Here is a 14,423-nt window from a genome sequence, read left to right as displayed (position 1 = left end):
ACGCGATGGATTTCCGCCTGGCCGAAGAACAGGAGATGCTCGCCGAGATGGTCGGGCAGATGCTTGCCGATACCTGTACCGGCGCGGACCTTCGCCGGCTGCACGACAGCGGCGAACCGCGCGATGCCGTGCGCTGGGATCAGATCGTCGCGATGGGCCTGCCCGGCACCATGGCCCCGGAGCGTGACGGTGGAAGCGGGCTCGGTCAGGTCGAGATGGCGCTGATCGCGATCGCTTGCGGCCATGCGGCACTGCCCGAGCCTTTGGTTGAACATGCCGGCATCGCTGTGCCGATGCTGGCCGCCGCCGGTGCGGACCTCGGCAATGCCCTGTCCGGCGGCACCGTCGCCATCGGCCATTCGGTCAATCCGTTCGTGGCCGACGCCGACGCGGCCGATGCGCTGCTGCTGGCCGATGGCGATGCCGTCCATCTCGTGCCGCGCGACGCCGTCACGCTCGTGCGCCAGCCGAGCATCGATCCGTTCCGTCGCCTCTTCAGTGTCGACTGGACGCCGGCAAGCGCGACGCGGATCGGCGGCGATGCGTTACTGGACGCGGCGCTCGATCGCGGCGCCCTGTTCGCCGCCGCGCAGTTGCTGGGGCTGGCGCAGCGTGCCGTCGATCTGGCGGTCGCCTATTCGAAGGATCGGCAGCAGTTCGGCAAGCCGATCGGCTCGTTCCAGGCGGTGAAGCATCACCTCGCCACCGCGCAGGTGAAGATTGAATTCGCGCGACCGGTCGTGCTGGCCGCTGCGGCGATGCCGGCTTCGCCGCTCGCTCGGACCCGGATCAGCCATGCCAAGCTTGCGGCGACCGCCGCGGCCGAGGCCGCGACGCATGCGGCGGTGCAGGTGCACGGCGCGATGGGTTATTCCTGGGAGGTCGACGTGCATTTCCTGCTCAAGCGTTCGCTGGCTCTCGGTCAGGCTTGGGGTACGCCCGCCTTCCATCGCGCGCGCGTTGCCGATCACATCATGTCCGCGCCGCTCGGTTCGGACCGGACCTTCGATGTCGCATCCGTCGGGGAGGCTGCCCGTGAAGCCGCTTGATGTCGCCCGCAGCCTGCGTGCGGATCCCGAAGCCGCGGCGCGCTATCGCGCAGCCGGCTGGTGGGGCGCGACCACGCTGTCGGATCGCGTTGCCGCGCTGGCGGCCACGAAGCCGGGCGAACCCGCCTGGATCACGCCCGAGGGGCGTTTCTCCTGGGGCGCCTATGATCGCGCGGCGACACGCATCGCCGCGCTGATCGCGGCCAGGGGGCTGGCTCCCGGTGCGCGGGTCGCGGTGCTGCTGCCCGACGGTCCGGCGGTCCATGCCGCGCTGCTCGGCGTCGAACGCGCCGGCATGGTCGCAGTGGGCATCGGCGCGCGTGCGGGCGTCGCGGAGATCGCGCATCTGCTCAAGCGCACCGGCGCCACCCTGCTGATCGCGCATGAAGCCACGCGCGAGCGGACATTGGACGATCTCGTCGCGGCCGTGCGGGCGCAGGGCGCGGCGCTGGCCGACACGCTGATCGTGCCCGACCTGATCGCGCAGCGGAACTGGAGCGCCGGCGAGACGCCCGACCATGCGCCGTTCCCGCCGGGCGATCCGGATGCGCTGTTCCTCATCAATTCGACTTCGGGCACGACCGGCATGCCCAAATGCGTGATGCATACGCAGAATCGTTGGTTCTATTTCCACCAGCTCGCCGCCGAGGCCGGCCGCTTCGCCGAAGACGAGATCTTCATGGGCGCGGTGCCGGCGCCGTTCGGTTTCGGCCTGTGGACCGCGCATTTCTCGCCCACCATTCTCGGCTGCCCCACCGTCGTGCTGCCGAAGTTCGACGCGGGCACCGCGCTCGACATGATCGAGCGCGAGCGGGTGACGGTGCTGTGCTGCGTCTCCACCCAGTTCATCATGCTGCTCAACGAACAGGCCGAGCGTCCACGCAACCTGTCGTCGCTGCGCGCGATGTTCACCGGGGGGGAGGCCGTGCCCTATCGCCGCGCCGCCGAGTTCGAGGAAGTGACGGGCGCGGCGGTTCTCCAATTCTACGGCTCGAACGAGACGGGCGCGCTCAGCCGCACCACCTCCACCGACGCTCGCGACCATCGCCTGACCACGGCGGGCCGGGTGATCGCCGAGATGGAGGTCCGCCTGTTCGATCCGGCCACCGGCGCGGATGTGGAGGGCAGGGGGCAGCCCGGCTGTCGCGGCCCCGCCACCTGTCTCGGCTATTGGGACGATGACGAGGCGAACGCGAAGCTGTTCACGCCCGATGGCTGGATGCTGATGGGCGACATCGTGGAAGTGGACGAGGACGCGTATCTGCGCGTCGTCGGCCGCACCTCGGAATTCATCATCCGCGGCGGCAAGAACCTGTCCGCGCCAGCGATCGAGGCAGAGGTGGCGACGCACCCGGCGATCGCGCTCGTCGCGGCGGTGCCCGCGCCCGATCCGGTCTTCGGCGAGCGCGTCTGCATCTATGTCGCGCCGCGCCCCAACCAGCAGGTGACGCTGGAGGAGATTTTGCGCCACCTCGAGGATCGCGGCGTGTCGCGCGAATGGTTTCCCGAATATCTCGTCCTGATGGACGACCTGCCGCGCTCGTCGGGCGGCAAGGTGGCCAAGGGCGCGCTGACCGCCGATGCGAAGCAGCGCTGGGCCGTCCCCGCATGACCTACCGGAACATCACGCTCGCCCATGACGGCCGCACGGCGCGCGTCACGCTCGCCCGGCCCGACAAGCTCAATCCGCTCGACTGGTCGACGGTCAAGGAACTGAAGGCCGCCGTCGCCGAGATCGAAGCGGCGTCGGGCGTCGATTTCGTCATATTGACCGGGGAGGGGCGGAGCTTCTCGGCGGGCGGCGATCTCGACGGTTATATCCGGCTCTATGCCGATCCGCCGGCGTTCCAGGCCTTTCTTGACGATTTCTACGACATGCTGACCGGCATCGAGAAGGCCCGCGCCATCTGGATCGCGGCGGTCAACGGCGTGTGCGTGGCGGGCGGGATCGAATTGCTGCTCGCCTGCGACATGGCGATCGCCGCGGAAAGCGCAAAGATCGGCGACGGTCATCTCAATTTCGGCCAGCTTCCCGGCGCAGGCGGGTCGCAGCGGCTGCCGCGCGCGATCGGATTGCTGCGCGCCAAGCATCTGATGCTGACGGGCGAGCTGCTCGATGCCCGCACGTCCGAGGCCTGGGGGCTGGTGACCAGGGTGGTTCCCGATGCTGCCTTGCTCGACGCGGCGGCCGAGTGGGTCGCGGGCATGGCGGGCAAGAGCGCCGTCGGCCTGGCCGGTGCGAAGCGGCTCGCCAACATGACGCTCGACACCCCGTATGAGGAGGGGCTGCGCGAGGAGATCGCGTTCGTCCACCGTTATGCGACCACCGAGCCCGACGCCACCGAAGGCCTGATCGCCTTCAAGGAAAAGCGCGCGCCGCGTTTCGGCACGCCCAGGAAAGACTGAACCATGTACAAGCTGCGCGACAAATATGCGATCGCCGGGATCGGCACGACCGACTACACCAAATTCTCGGGCCGGACGGTCCGGAGCCTCGCGACCGAAGCCTGTCTGAAGGCGATCGAGGATGCGGGGCTGAGCGTTGCCGATATCGACGGCATCGTCAGCTTCAACTTCAACGACAGCGCACCCGCGATGGGCGTCGCGACCGAGATGGGCATCGAGAATGCCGGCTATGCGGTCGACTATGCCGCGGGCGGCAACGGCGCCAATCTGATCACGCTGGCGGCGGCCGCGGCGATCGAGGCGGGGCTGGCGAAGAATGTCGTCTGCTTCCGTGCGATGAACGGCCGTTCCGGTTTCCGCCTGGGCGGCGGGCGCGACCTGTCCGCCTATGGCGTCACCCAATATACCGCGCCGCTGGGCTGGATCACCTATCCGCAGGCAATGGCGATGTGGGCGCGCCGCCACATGATCGATTACGGCACCACCGAGGAACATTGGGCCGAGATCGCGACCACTTTCCGCGCCAATGCTGTCATCAACGAGCGCGCGATGCAGCGCACGCCGATGACCAAGGACGATTATTACAATTCGCGCTTCATCGTCGATCCGTTCCGCATGTACGATATCTGCCTGGAGAGCGACGGCGCCTGCGCGGTCGTGATCACCTCGGCGGAGCAGGCGCGCGACCTGCGTCACAAGCCGGTCTACATAATGGGCGGCGCCTATGGCGGCGGGCCGACCCAGGGCGACGACCTGTTCGACGCGATCCGCTGGCCCAGCCATTCGCACAACTGCTTCAAATATCTTGCCGACGATCTTTGGGGCAGCGCGGGCATCGGCCCGCAGGACGTCGACGTCGCCGAAATCTACGACTGCTTCACCTATAGCGTGCTGATGGCGCTCGAGGGGCTGGGCTTCTGCAAGGATGGCGAAGGCGGTCCCTTCGTGATGGACGGCCGCATCGCCCGCGACGGCGCGCTGCCGGTCAATACGCACGGCGGGCTGCTGTCCGAAGCGTATATCCACGGCTTCAACCACGTCATCGAGGCGGTCGAGCAGCTGCGCGGCGTATCCGGTGCGCGCCAGATCGAGGGCGCCGAGATCGCCCTGACCACCGCAGGCGCGATGACCTGCGGCAGCGCCATGATCCTGAGGAACTGACATGCAACAGACCGCCTATAACAAGCCGCTGCCCGTGCCCGATCCGGAGAGCACGCCATTCTGGGACGGCATGCGCGAGCATCGCCTGATGCTTCAACGCGTCGCATCGACCGGCGAGCATCTGTTCCCGCCCGTCACCTTCAGCCCGGGCTCGCTGGAAAAGCCCGAATGGGTCCAGGCCAGCGGCAAGGGCACGGTATTCAGCTGGATCGTCGTGCGCCATCCGGTGCCGCGCGATATCTATGCGGACGAGGTTCCCTATATCGTCGCGCTCGTCGCGCTCGACGAAGGCTGCCGCATGACCGGCAATATCGTCGATTGTGCGCCCGAGGACATTCGCGCGGGCATGCCGGTCGAGATCGTCTTCAACCAGGTCACGCCGGAGATCACGCTGCCGGCCTTCCGCCCCGTGGAGGGCTGAGCCATGGCGTCCCCGCCCGTCGCGGATCCGTTCGCCGCGTCTCCGCTGCTGCGCCGCTTCGGCGAGATGACGCGCGAGGCGCTGGAGGCGCACCAGCTCCGCAAGGTGCAGGCGCTATGCGCGCGGCTCCACGCGAAGAGCGATTTCTACCGCGCAAAGATGGACGAAGGCGGACTGAAGGGCGGCGCGGTCGACAGCCTCGATCGCTTCGTCAAGGCGTTTCCGACCTCGGCCAAGGCGGATTTCCTGGCCGACCAGCAGGTCGCGCCGCCCTTCGGCACGCGGCTGGGCGTCGATCGCGGCGACGTCGTGCATATCAGCATGACCAGCGGGACCTCCGGCCAGGGGCAGGAAATCTACGGCCGCACCCAGCGCGACGTGCATATGCTCGGCTATCTCCACGCGCTGCCATGGTTCATGGCCGGGCTGCGTCAGGGCGACACCGCGATCAATTGCGTGCCCGCCGGCGGGATGACGACGGGCGGATGGGGCCCGGGGGAGGCGATCCGCATCGTCGGCGCCACCGGATTCCATGTCGGCGGCAACACCTCGACCGAGGCCAAGATCGACCTGATGCTGAAGCTGGGCGGCATCCATTTCATCTATGCCTCGACCAATTATCTCCACACGCTGACGGAAGCACTTCTGGCGCGTGGCATTTCCCCGCGCGAGGCGTTTCCCGGCATGCACGGCCTGTTCATCGCGGCGGAGGGTTATCCGCTCGAATGGGCGGCGAAGATCGAGGAACATTGGGGCTGCCGGCTGCAGGAAGGCTATGGCAGCACGCAGCTCAACGGCTTCGGCGGCTCGACCGGATCGGCGGGCGTGTTCCGCGCCAATGGCGAACGCGGCCTGATCCGCCTGTTCGAATGGGAGCATCTGATCGAGATCGTCGATCCCGAGACCGGCGCGCCCGTCCTTCCTGGCGAGCTGGGCGAAATGGTCGTGACCAATTTGTCGGTCGAGGGCAGCCCGGCGGTCCGTTTCCGCACCGGCGACGCGGCCCGCTTCGTGCCGTGGCAGGAATGCGGCGGGGCGGCGTGGAATGCGATCGAATGCGGCACGATCGGCCGGTTCGACGACATGATGAAGATCCGTGGCAACAATATCTGGCCGTCGATGTTCGATGCGGCCGTCTTCGCGCATGCCGAGGTCGGCGAATATAAGGGCCGCGTCTACACGCGCGACGGCAAGACCGAAGTCGAAGTGAAGATCGCCGTTGCCGACCATCAGTCCGGTCTGTCGGCCGAAGCGCGCGAAACCCTGGTCCAGTCGGTCCGCGCCGCGATCAAGGAACGCAGCAACATGTGGGTGGACGTGTGCGAAGTGCCGCGCGCCGAGTTCCAGGGCTTTGCCTACAAGGCGCGCCGCTGGACCGACGAGCGCCAGGACGGTTACCGGCTTTAGGAGATCGGCGATGAGCGACGGCAAGGACGAAGACGCGCTGCTGGCCGAGATGCTGGCATTGGCCGAGCGGCTCGAGAAGAGCGGGGATGCACTGCTCGCGGGGCAATATGCCTATCTGCGCGCGCGGGTGGCGGCGCTGATCGAGCTGCGCAGCTTCGGCGCGGAGGTCTCGGCATGACCGGCATTGCGCGTTTCGCGCTCGACGGCCAGGTCGCGGTGGTCACCGGGGGCGGGGGCGGCCTCGGCTCCGCGGGCGCGCTTGCGCTGGCAGAAGCCGGTGCGGACGTCGCATTGATCGCGCGCAACCGTGCGAAGCTGGAGGATGCGGCCCGCGCGGTCGAGGCGACGGGCCGGCGCGCGATGATCGTCGAGGCAGACGTGTCCGATGCCGACGGCATGATCGCCGCGGCGACGGAGATCGAGGCGGCGTTCGGCCGGATCGACATATTGTTCAACAATGCCGGCATCACCAATCCCCAGTCGGTGCTCGACATCGCGCCGGAAGACTTCATGCGCATCCTGGACGTGAACGTGGCGGGCGCATTCCATGCGATCCGCGCTTTCGCCAGGCCGATGATCGCGCGCGGTTACGGGCGGATCATCAACATGGGTTCGATCCTGTCGGGCCGTGGCATGGCGAACCGGGGCGCCTATTGCGCGTCCAAGGCGGGGCTCGCCAATCTCGGCGCCGCCTGCGCCTTCGAATTCGGGCCGTCCGGCGTCACCGTCAATACGCTCGGCGCGACGGTGATCGTGACCGATCTCAACCGCGAACTCGTCCGCACCCAGCCCGAGCTCTACGCCAAGGTCGTGCAGCGCACCCCGCTGGGCCGGCTGGGCGAGGTCGAGGACCTGATGGGCGCCTTGCTGTTCCTCGCATCGCCCGCATCCGGCTTCGTCACCGGCCAGACCCTTTTCGTCGACGGCGGGTACACCGCCGGCTGAACCGCCAGAGAACCGATATCCATGACCACTTCCCTCAAGACACTCTTCGACCTGACCGGCCGCACCGCGCTGGTGACCGGCGGATCGCGCGGCCTGGGCCTCACCATGGCCGAGGCACTGGGCGAATTCGGCGCGCGCATCATCCTGACCGCGCGCAAGCAGGGCGAACTCGACCAGGCGGTCGCGCATCTTCAGGCACTGGGCATCGACGCCGTCGCGATCGCGGCGGATGTCGGCAATCCCGATGCGGCGGCTGAGGTCGTCGAGCAGGTGAAGGCGGATGGCGGCAGGATCGACATCCTCGTCAACAATGCCGGCACGTCCTGGGGATCGAAGACCGAGGAGATGCCGCTCGACGGCTGGAACAAGCTGATGGCGGTCAATCTGACCGGCCCGTTCCTGATGGCGCAGGCGGTGGCGCGCGAATTCATGATCCCGGCGGGATGGGGGCGGATCGTCAACATCGCCTCGGTCGAGGGGCTGCTCGGCCATCATCCCCGGATGATCGGTACCATCGCCTATAATGCGAGCAAGGGCGGATTGATCAACTTCACCCGCGCGCTTGCCGCCGAATGGGGTTCGCTGGGCATCACCGTCAATGCGCTGGCGCCGGGTTACTTCCCGTCCAAGCTCACCGGCTATGTGCTCGACAAGCATGGCGACGATCTGCGCAACGATACGCCACGCGGCAAACTGGGATGCGATGACGATCTGAAGGGCGCGGCGCTGCTGCTCGCATCGGACGCCGGCGCGCACATCACCGGTCAGGTTCTCGCCGTCGACGGTGGCGCCAGCATCATCTGACGGTCAGGAGAGGAGAGGCAGAATGAACGCACTCAGCCGTTTCGGTACGAAATACCCGTTTCACCCCTATCCGACCGGCTGGTTCAGCGTCGGCTTCACCGACGATCTCGCCCCCGGCGCCGTCCGCCCGCTGCGCTATTTCGATACCGAGCTGGTACTGTTCCGCACCGAGAGTGGCGCGACCGTCGTCACCGACGCGCATTGCCCCCATCTGGGCGCGCATCTCGGCTATGACAGCTGGGTGGAGGGCGAGACGATCGTCTGCCCCTTCCATCAATGGCGCTACGATACCAGCGGCAAGTGCGTCCATGTGCCCTTCGCCAAGGCGATCCCGCCGAGAGCCAGGGTGCGGACCTGGCCGACGGTAGAGCGCGGCGGGATGATCTTTGTCTGGCATGACCTGTCGGGCCGGCCGCCGCTCTGGGACCTGCCCGTCTATGACGAGAGCCGCCGCATCCCCGATGCCGGATTCCGCAAGCTCCACGACGATTTCGGCGCCGCGCATCCGCAGGACGTGTTCGAGAACGGCGTCGACTTTGCGCATTTCCCCGGCGTGCATTCGACCGGACGTGCCGTGTCCGACGGCGAGATCCGGATGGAGGGGCACCGTTTCTTCAGCCCCGTCCGCATCCTGCCCGCGGGTTATGAAGGGCGGATCGACAATGCGACCGAAGGTTCAACCGTCAATTCGGAAGTCGTTGGCGGCGGCCTGTCGCGGGTCGAGAGCCGGACGCCGCATGCGCCGGGCATCAACACCATCTATTATGTCTCGGTCACGCCGGTGGATGCGTCGCTCAGCCATTATTACGTCCACCAGTTCTTCCTGATCGACGACGACTGCCCGATGTCGCGCGACGAAATCGCCCACTTCACCGCGCTCGCGGCGGAGCATGGGCTGCGCGAGCAATATAGCGACGGCAAGATCTGGCCCCACAAGGCCTATGTTGCGCAACCGATGCTGACCTCGGCCGATGGGCCGATCCTGAAATATCGCGAATGGTACAAGCAGTTCCATCCGGCGGTGTGAGGGGCGGGGCTCCTCGAACCTGAAATCCGCCCGTCATGCCGACCTCTGCCGGCATGACGGTGAATCGGCCAGCCACCCTAATCCCCGGCCAATTCCTCCAGCACCGTGGCGAAACGCTGCCTCGCCCGCTCCACATATCGCGGATGCGTCAGGATCTTCGCGCGGCCGGCGACCGCACCGTCGAACGCGATCGCCGCCGCATCCTCGGGGCTGATCGATTCCGCCGGCGCGGCGCGGTCCGGATCGGCCGTGTCGAAGATGCGCGTCGCGACCGCGCCGGGCATCAGTAGCGACGCGCCGACCGAGGTGTCCGCCAGTTCGCCCTGCAGCGCCTCCACCATCGGCCATAGTGCGTGCTTGGTCGCACAATAGGCGGCGAGCCCCGGGGCGGCGACCATCGATCCGGTCGATCCGGTGACCACCAGCTGCGCCGGTTCGTCCTGCACGATCATCCGCGGCACGAAGGCCTGGAGCGTGACGACCACGCCGATCACATTGACATCGAACAGCAGGCGCCATTCGGCGGGCGGCATGGTCAGCATATCGCCCGCGCGCAGGATCCCGGCATTGGCGAAGAGCAGGGCGATCGGCGGCAGGCCCGCGACGTCGTCCGCGAATGCGGACATCGCATCGGCATCGGTCACGTCCAGGCATCGGACGATATGCCGCGCACCCGCCCGGTCGAGCGATGCCGCCAGTCGCTCGAGCCCGGCCGCATCGCGATCGCAGGCGGCGACCGCCATGCCCTTCGCCGCGGCATGAAGCGCCAGCGCGGCGCCGATGCCCGATGCGGCGCCGGTGACGACCGCCGTCCGCCCCGCCGCCATCACCGGAAGTGCGGGATCACATGCGTGCCGATCTTGCGCAGCGTCTCAAGCTGCGCCCATTGCGGTACGGTGCCCATATTGGTCATGAACAGGATTTCGTCCGCGCCCGCCGCAGCGAGCTGTTCGACATAATTGATGCAGTCCGCGACGCCGCCATAGGCGTTCTTGGCGCTCAATATGCCCTCGCTCGGCCGGCGGCCATCCTCGTCAGGGCGCAGGTCCATGGTCAGGGTTTCGGACGCCAGCTTGGTCGTGATGATGGTGTCGGTGCCCTCGACCAGCAGCTCCTCGCCCCATTTCTCGGGCTCGGGCTTGGGGCCGCCGCCATACCAGTAATTGAGCGACTCGTAAAAATAGCGCTGTCCGCGAATGCCGATCTTGCGGGCCTGCGCCGCATCGTCGAGCACGATGGTGGGGCAGAGTGCGGCGAGATGCTGGATCGGGCGATAGCCGACCTGATCGGCCGGATCGCGCCCGGCCCAGGCGTCGCGATAGAGCTGGTTCTTCTTGGCCACCTCATCGGGGCCGCCAAAGCCCAGGACGAGCGCGCCCAGACCGCGCTGGCCGGCGCGCACCAGCGTGTCCGGATTGGTGCAGGCCAGGTACATCGGCGGATGCGGATCCTGATAGGGCTTGGGATGGATGGGGCGGGGCGGCACGCTCAGATGCGGCCCGTTATGCTCCACTTCGTCCTGAACGAACATCCTGGGGATCAGGTACATCGCCTCGTCGATCAGCGGCTGAAGTTCCTTCAGGTCGTAGCCATAGGCGCCCGCCTCCTGCTGGCTGCCGCCCTTGCCGATACCGAAATGGACCCGGCCCTTGGACAGCAGGTCGAGCGTCGCGATGCGCTCGGCCACCTTGATGGGGTGGTTCATCGCCGGCATCAGGCAGACGACGCCATGGCCGATGCCGATCCGCGACGTCTTGCCCGCGATATAGGCGAGGAATGTCTCGGGCGCGCTCATATGCGCATAATGGGTGAGCGACGTGTGCTCCACGCTCCAGACCACGTCGAAGCCCAGCTGCTCGGCCAGCAGCGCCTGTTCGACCAGTTCGTCGAACACCTGACGCTCGCCGCGAGGCGAGGCATCTTCGGTCTGCGCTTCGAAAATAAGGGAAAATCGCATCGTCACTCTCTCGAATTCTGTTCTCCCCCCGACCCTCCACGCCACGCCCCCCGCTTTCAAATGCCGTTTGGCGGCGCGACCGTTAGCGTCTGAGCATCGCTGGACGCGGCGATTGCCGGATTGAGATCGCTGCCATCGGGCTTGGGCACTCGACCCTCCGGCGCGTGCGCTCCTAGGCCCGGCAACAACGGAGCCTTGGAGTCAGACATGAGCAGCGCGATCAGGATATTGGTCATCGGCGGCACGGCGCGCGCCGGATCGAGCAGCGAGCGCGTGGTGCGCCACGCGCTGGCGGCGGCCGAGGCGCAGGGCGCGGAAGTGGAGCTGTTCGACGGGCCGTTCATCGCCGCCCTGCCGCTCTATGTGCCCGACCGGACCGAGCGTACCGATGCCGAGCTTCGCTTTGTCGAGGCGGTGCGGCGGTGCGACGGGATCATCGTCGGCTCGCCCGGCTATCACGGCAGCCTGTCCGGTCCGATCAAGAATATCCTCGACCTGCTGGAGGATCTGTCGCGCGACGAGCGACCCTATCTGGACGGGCGGGCGTTCGGCGCGATCGTGACGGCCTATGGCTGGCAGGCATGCGGGACGACCCTGGTCGCGATGCGGTCGATCGCCCATGCGCTGCGGGCCTGGCCGACGCCCTTCGGCGCCGCGGTCAGCGCGTCGGCGCCGCTGTTCGATGCGAATGGCGACTGTCTGGATCCCAAGGTCGCCGAACAGCTTGCGATCGTCGGGCGGCAGGTGACCGACTTCGCGCGCTGGCGCCGGTCCGGCCTGGCGGCCTGATGCCGGGTGGCGAAGGGGCTGATCGCTCAATGGCAATAGAGGGGGCGGGGGGCGGCCGATAGACGGGCGGGATCGCGGCCCGTCCGCCGCCGAGAGGACCCCAATGCGCGAAGCCCTGATCGTCTCCACTGCCCGTACCTCGATCGGCAAGGCCTATCGCGGTGCCTATAATGATGCGGAGGCGCCCCTTCTCTCCGGCCATGTCGCTGCCGAAGCGGTGCGGCGCGCGGGCATCGATCCGGCGCGTGTCGAGGATGTCGTGATCGGCTGCGCCGCGCAGCAGGGCACCCAAGGCTATAATATCGGTCGGCTGACCGCCGCCGCGGCCGGGCTGCCGGCGAGTGCGGCGGGCATGTCCGTCGATCGTCAATGCGCCTCGGGACTGATGGCGATCGCGACCGCCGCCAAGCAGATCGTCCATGACGGGCTGGACGTCGCGATCGGCGGCGGCGTCGAATCCATCAGCCTGACGCAGAATTCGCACAAGAACGGCTATCGGGCGCAGTCCGCCGCGGTGACGGCGCACAGCCCGCATATGTATATCGCGATGCTCGAAACCGCCGAGCTCGTCGCCGACCGCTATGGCGTCAGCCGCGACGCGCAGGACGCCTATTCGCTGCAGAGCCAGCGGCGCACCGCCGCCGCCTATGCCGCCGGCCGCTACGATGCGGAACTGGCACCGCTGACGACGACGATGCTGGTGACCGACAAGGCAACCGGAACCGTCAGCGAGCGCGTCGTGACGCTCGACCGCGACGAAGGGCCGCGCGCCGAGACGACGATCGAAGGGCTTTCTTCGCTGAAACCGGTCTGGGGCGGGGGTGCTCTCACCGGGCCGGGGCGTTTCGTCACCGCCGGCAACGCCAGCCAGCTTTCGGACGGCGCCGCCGCCTGCCTGCTGGTCGAGGCCAGCGTCGCCGCGCGAGAGGGGCTTGAGCCGCTCGGCGCCTATCGCGGCATGGCGATCGCCGGCTGCCCGCCGGAGGAGATGGGTATCGGCCCGATTTACGCGGTGCCGAAACTGCTCGCGCAGCATGGCTTGAGCGTCGACGATATCGGCCTGTGGGAATTGAATGAGGCCTTTGCCGCACAGGTCATTCCCTGTCGCGATCGTCTCGGCATTCCGGATGAGCGGCTGAACGTGAACGGCGGGGCGATCGCCATCGGGCATCCCTTCGGCATGTCAGGCGCGCGCATGGTCGGCCACGCGCTGATCGAGGGCAAGCGCCGCGGTGTCCGTCATGTCGTGATCACCATGTGCGTCGGCGGCGGCATGGGCGCGGCCGGGCTGTTCGAGGTGCTGTGATGGCATCGCGCGCGCCCATTCCGCTGCCGCATCCCTTCATCGCCTCGCCCGAGCAGATCATCGACGAGGCGCGCAATGGCCGGATGTTCATCCTGGTCGACGACGAGGATCGCGAGAATGAGGGCGATCTGATCATTCCCGCCCAGATGGCGACGCCGTCGGCGATCAATTTCATGGCGAAGCACGGCCGCGGGCTCGTCTGCTTGGCGCTTTCGAAGCAGCGCGTCGATCAGCTCGGCCTCGATCTGATGAGCCGCAACAACGGCACCCAGTTCGAGACCGCCTTCACCGTTTCGATCGAGGCGCGCGAGGGCGTGACCACCGGCATTTCCGCCGCCGATCGCGCACGCACGATCGCCGTCGCGATCGATGCGGCCAATAGTGCTTCGGAGATCGTGACGCCGGGCCATGTCTTTCCGCTGGTTGCGCGAGAAGGCGGCGTGCTGGTCCGCGCCGGCCATACCGAAGCCGCGGTCGACGTCTCCCGCCTGGCCGGGCTCAATCCTTCCGGCGTGATCTGCGAAATATTGAACGACGACGGCACGATGGCGCGTCTCGACGATCTCATCCCGTTCGCGCAGCGTCACGGGCTGAAGATCGGCACGATCCGCGATCTGATCGCCTATCGCCGCCGCCACGACCATCTGGTGCAGCGCCGTGCGGAGATGCAGTTCGAAAGCCGCTGGGGCGCAGACTGGAAGATCATCAGCTATCGCAACACCGTCACCGGCGGCGAAGTCGTCGCGCTGGTGAAGGGGGCGGTCGACCCTACCCAGCCGGTGCTGGTGCGCATGCACGTCCATTCGCCGCTCGCCGACCTGTTCGCCGAGGAGAATGGCCGCTCGGGCATGCTCGATCGCGCGATGATGGAGATCGCCGAGGTGGGGTCGGGCGTTCTTGTGGTGCTCAGCTCGCCCGCGCCCGACCTGGTCGCCTGCATCATCCGCGCGCGGCAGGACGGCCGCGAGGAGAGCGACGGTCGCCGTGTCGCGCTGCGCGAATATGGCATCGGCGCCCAGATCCTCACCGATCTCGGCATCCACCGGATCACCCTGCTGAGCAACAGCGACACCAATTATGTCGGCCTGGACGGCTACGGCATCGAGATCGTCGGACAAAGGCCACTGCTCGACGCCGACTAATCTTGCAAT

The 14,423-nt window shown here is 67.4% G+C and carries 15 protein-coding genes; 13 read left to right on the top strand and 2 right to left on the bottom strand.

All coding sequences use genetic code 11. The features are described 5' to 3' along the window. The first annotated feature begins 5 nt into the window (after positions 1–5). From K7G82_RS14670 to K7G82_RS14625, 10 genes are read left to right on the top strand one after another with little or no spacing between them, the layout of a single operon-like run. A complete protein-coding gene (locus K7G82_RS14670) occupies positions 6–1,049 on the top strand; it encodes an acyl-CoA dehydrogenase family protein (protein WP_222990646.1) in 1,044 nt (347 codons plus the stop codon). Then, positions 1,036–2,661 carry a class I adenylate-forming enzyme family protein gene (locus K7G82_RS14665; protein WP_222990645.1) on the top strand — a complete coding sequence of 542 codons (1,626 nt, stop codon included), beginning with the start codon at positions 1,036–1,038 and terminating at the stop codon, positions 2,659–2,661. The genes K7G82_RS14670 and K7G82_RS14665 overlap by 14 nt, the downstream gene beginning before the upstream one ends. After that, positions 2,658–3,455 (top strand): enoyl-CoA hydratase/isomerase family protein, encoded by a 798-nt coding sequence (locus K7G82_RS14660; RefSeq protein ID WP_222990644.1) that lies wholly within the window; start codon positions 2,658–2,660, stop codon positions 3,453–3,455. Before K7G82_RS14665 ends, K7G82_RS14660 begins: the two co-directional genes overlap by 4 nt. A 3-nt stretch (positions 3,456–3,458) precedes the next feature. Continuing rightward, positions 3,459–4,616: a thiolase C-terminal domain-containing protein gene (locus tag K7G82_RS14655; RefSeq protein ID WP_222990643.1), complete on the top strand. Its 1,158-nt coding sequence runs from the start codon at positions 3,459–3,461 to the stop codon at positions 4,614–4,616. Between the two features lies 1 nt (position 4,617). Further along, on the top strand, positions 4,618–5,037 hold the full coding sequence (locus K7G82_RS14650) for a Zn-ribbon domain-containing OB-fold protein (RefSeq protein ID WP_222990642.1): 420 nt from the start codon (positions 4,618–4,620) through the stop codon (positions 5,035–5,037). 3 nt (positions 5,038–5,040) lie between these two features. Next, on the top strand, positions 5,041–6,444 hold the full coding sequence (locus tag K7G82_RS14645) for a phenylacetate--CoA ligase family protein (RefSeq protein ID WP_222990641.1): 1,404 nt from the start codon (positions 5,041–5,043) through the stop codon (positions 6,442–6,444). A gap of 10 nt (positions 6,445–6,454) precedes the next feature. Further along, a complete protein-coding gene (locus tag K7G82_RS14640; protein ID WP_222990640.1) occupies positions 6,455–6,622 on the top strand; it encodes a hypothetical protein in 168 nt (55 codons plus the stop codon). Continuing rightward, positions 6,619–7,389: an SDR family NAD(P)-dependent oxidoreductase gene (locus K7G82_RS14635; protein ID WP_222990639.1), complete on the top strand. Its 771-nt coding sequence runs from the start codon at positions 6,619–6,621 to the stop codon at positions 7,387–7,389. Before K7G82_RS14640 ends, K7G82_RS14635 begins: the two co-directional genes overlap by 4 nt. 21 nt (positions 7,390–7,410) lie before the next feature. Then, entirely contained in the window at positions 7,411–8,193 is a 783-nt protein-coding gene (locus K7G82_RS14630) for an SDR family oxidoreductase (RefSeq protein WP_222990638.1), read from the top strand. 22 nt (positions 8,194–8,215) lie between these two features. Further along, on the top strand, positions 8,216–9,220 hold the full coding sequence (locus K7G82_RS14625; RefSeq protein WP_222990637.1) for a Rieske 2Fe-2S domain-containing protein: 1,005 nt from the start codon (positions 8,216–8,218) through the stop codon (positions 9,218–9,220). A 77-nt stretch (positions 9,221–9,297) separates the two neighbouring features. Here K7G82_RS14625 and K7G82_RS14620 read toward each other — a convergent pair whose 3' ends face one another. Next, positions 9,298–10,047, bottom strand: a complete 750-nt coding sequence (locus K7G82_RS14620) for an SDR family NAD(P)-dependent oxidoreductase (RefSeq protein ID WP_222990636.1) — start codon at positions 10,045–10,047, stop codon at positions 9,298–9,300. After that, on the bottom strand, positions 10,047–11,177 hold the full coding sequence (locus tag K7G82_RS14615) for an LLM class flavin-dependent oxidoreductase (RefSeq protein ID WP_222990635.1): 1,131 nt from the start codon (positions 11,175–11,177) through the stop codon (positions 10,047–10,049). Before K7G82_RS14615 ends, K7G82_RS14620 begins: the two co-directional genes overlap by 1 nt. A gap of 207 nt (positions 11,178–11,384) precedes the next feature. On the opposite strand from K7G82_RS14615, the gene K7G82_RS14610 reads away from it, so the two are divergent. The 3 genes from K7G82_RS14610 to ribB all read left to right on the top strand — a co-directional run bounded on the left by K7G82_RS14610 (position 11,385) and on the right by ribB (position 14,414). Next, positions 11,385–11,966 carry an NADPH-dependent FMN reductase gene (locus tag K7G82_RS14610; protein ID WP_222990634.1) on the top strand — a complete coding sequence of 194 codons (582 nt, stop codon included), beginning with the start codon at positions 11,385–11,387 and terminating at the stop codon, positions 11,964–11,966. A 103-nt stretch (positions 11,967–12,069) separates the two neighbouring features. After that, positions 12,070–13,272, top strand: a complete 1,203-nt coding sequence (locus K7G82_RS14605; protein ID WP_222990633.1) for an acetyl-CoA C-acyltransferase — start codon at positions 12,070–12,072, stop codon at positions 13,270–13,272. After that, entirely contained in the window at positions 13,272–14,414 is a 1,143-nt protein-coding gene (ribB, locus tag K7G82_RS14600) for a 3,4-dihydroxy-2-butanone-4-phosphate synthase (protein ID WP_222990632.1), read from the top strand. The genes K7G82_RS14605 and ribB overlap by 1 nt, the downstream gene beginning before the upstream one ends. Positions 14,415–14,423 lie beyond the last annotated feature (9 nt).

It is taken from the genome of Sphingomonas colocasiae, assembly GCF_019880585.1.
Taxonomy (GTDB): domain Bacteria; phylum Pseudomonadota; class Alphaproteobacteria; order Sphingomonadales; family Sphingomonadaceae; genus Sphingobium_A; species Sphingobium_A colocasiae.
Note: the sequence above shows the minus strand (reverse complement) of the source record. Positions and strands in the feature narration are given on the sequence as shown.

Excerpts from the sequence above, each read along its gene's own strand:
- K7G82_RS14670 (WP_222990646.1), top strand. The coding sequence starts at position 6 with ATGGATTTCCGCCTGGCCGAAGAACAGGAGATGCTCGCCGAGATGGTC.
- K7G82_RS14660 (WP_222990644.1), top strand. The coding sequence starts at position 2,658 with ATGACCTACCGGAACATCACGCTCGCCCATGACGGCCGCACGGCGCGC.
- K7G82_RS14655 (WP_222990643.1), top strand. The coding sequence starts at position 3,459 with ATGTACAAGCTGCGCGACAAATATGCGATCGCCGGGATCGGCACGACC.
- K7G82_RS14650 (WP_222990642.1), top strand. The coding sequence starts at position 4,618 with ATGCAACAGACCGCCTATAACAAGCCGCTGCCCGTGCCCGATCCGGAG.
- K7G82_RS14645 (WP_222990641.1), top strand. The coding sequence starts at position 5,041 with ATGGCGTCCCCGCCCGTCGCGGATCCGTTCGCCGCGTCTCCGCTGCTG.
- K7G82_RS14640 (WP_222990640.1), top strand. The coding sequence starts at position 6,455 with ATGAGCGACGGCAAGGACGAAGACGCGCTGCTGGCCGAGATGCTGGCA.
- K7G82_RS14635 (WP_222990639.1), top strand. The coding sequence starts at position 6,619 with ATGACCGGCATTGCGCGTTTCGCGCTCGACGGCCAGGTCGCGGTGGTC.
- K7G82_RS14630 (WP_222990638.1), top strand. The coding sequence starts at position 7,411 with ATGACCACTTCCCTCAAGACACTCTTCGACCTGACCGGCCGCACCGCG.
- K7G82_RS14625 (WP_222990637.1), top strand. The coding sequence starts at position 8,216 with ATGAACGCACTCAGCCGTTTCGGTACGAAATACCCGTTTCACCCCTAT.
- K7G82_RS14620 (WP_222990636.1), bottom strand. The coding sequence starts at position 10,047 with ATGGCGGCGGGGCGGACGGCGGTCGTCACCGGCGCCGCATCGGGCATC.
- K7G82_RS14615 (WP_222990635.1), bottom strand. The coding sequence starts at position 11,177 with ATGCGATTTTCCCTTATTTTCGAAGCGCAGACCGAAGATGCCTCGCCT.
- K7G82_RS14610 (WP_222990634.1), top strand. The coding sequence starts at position 11,385 with ATGAGCAGCGCGATCAGGATATTGGTCATCGGCGGCACGGCGCGCGCC.
- K7G82_RS14605 (WP_222990633.1), top strand. The coding sequence starts at position 12,070 with ATGCGCGAAGCCCTGATCGTCTCCACTGCCCGTACCTCGATCGGCAAG.
- ribB (WP_222990632.1), top strand. The coding sequence starts at position 13,272 with ATGGCATCGCGCGCGCCCATTCCGCTGCCGCATCCCTTCATCGCCTCG.